2 protein-coding genes are annotated in these 1214 nt (G+C 41.3%); both read right to left on the bottom strand.

What is annotated here, in order from left to right; translation table 11 throughout:
• Positions 1-124: 124 nt before the first annotated feature.
• On the bottom strand, positions 125-256 hold the full coding sequence (locus FNW02_RS39830; RefSeq protein WP_263627879.1) for a hypothetical protein: 132 nt from the start codon (positions 254-256) through the stop codon (positions 125-127).
• Positions 257-334: 78 nt separating this feature from the next.
• Positions 335-1214, bottom strand: an 880-nt coding sequence (locus FNW02_RS38180; RefSeq protein WP_191762640.1) for a Tn3 family transposase, incomplete at its 5' end; no start/stop codon positions are given.

The following is a 1214-nucleotide window of genomic DNA, read 5'->3' as shown; positions in this document are numbered from 1 at the left end:
ATAGGCTTAGAGCTGGCGAAGCTGTCACCAAGTGCAAACTAAACGGTTTAGTTTAGAAACGGAGCATAACTATAGACGTTTCTCTTTGAGTTAGGCGATCGCTATCGCTTCCTGTGCGATCATGTTAAGAGCGTAACCGCCCGTCGTTGGCGATACCTAAAGGGCGATGGCGTTCCAAGGGTAGCGTGTCCGTACCCTTGTTTAAGCAAGCGGGAGATGCCTTCGTCTCCTTTGAGAAGGACTCAACGACCATCATAGGCGATCGCTTCTAATAGAAGTAATAAACATCCCTAAGAGGACATAACGCAAGGCTCATGGTTGCATTCATGAGTGTTCATGCAACTGTCTCAATCAGCAAACGTTCGTTCATATCCAGCTTGAAAGTACCATAAGGATTGATATGTAGCCAAATCAAAGGTGAAAGCGCCCGCAGGTCTTGTTTCTTCATTAACTTTATCCATTGCGGTTGTGACAATACCTGCTGAATCATTAATGTATTAATATACACTAACGAGATTTGCAGCAGATGCAAGGATAAAACAGCTAACTCCTGATCTTCTAAACGATTAGTGGCAATTTCTCCACTCTTACCATAAAAAATAAAACTGTTAGCACTATTCCAATTTTCAACTACATTCAGACCATCGTTGATTTCTCGACGCAATTCCATAGAATGCAGATATTGACATAGAAAGATAGTCTTAACCGCTTTGCCCAATTCAGATAGAGCTTGATAAGTAGGGTGTAATAAATTCCCCCTAGTAAAGCGTTTTAAGATAACATCTGTTTCTGCGATTCCTAAGCGAAGTGCAGTAGCATACTTAATCATTTGGTCATACTGCTGACGAATTAAATCCCAGTTGATTGTTCGAGTCAGAACAGGTTGTAAATTAGGATAAGCACTGCTACTTCCAGTAAAGGGTAAATACAATTTCTGAACATTAATGCGTTTGAGGCGTGGCATTAACTGAAAACCTAGAAGATGGCAGAAAGCAAAAGCGACTTCACTTTGTCCATGACTGTCCACAAAATTCTTTTCGACCTTCATCTCGGTACAATGACGCAGTAAGCCTTCAATCATAGCTGCCACCTCAGAAGAAGAACAGGTTTTTAATTGTGAGTAAATACAGACAGAATTTTTTTCAACGTGCCAGTAAATCATCACACCGCGACCACCATAACGAATATGCCACTGGGTCATCAAATTCTGATCC

The organism is Komarekiella delphini-convector SJRDD-AB1 (assembly GCF_014831675.1).
GTDB lineage: Bacteria > Cyanobacteriota > Cyanobacteriia > Cyanobacteriales > Nostocaceae > Komarekiella.
The sequence above is the reverse complement of the archived record's forward strand: the minus strand, read 5'-3'. Positions and strand labels throughout refer to the sequence as shown.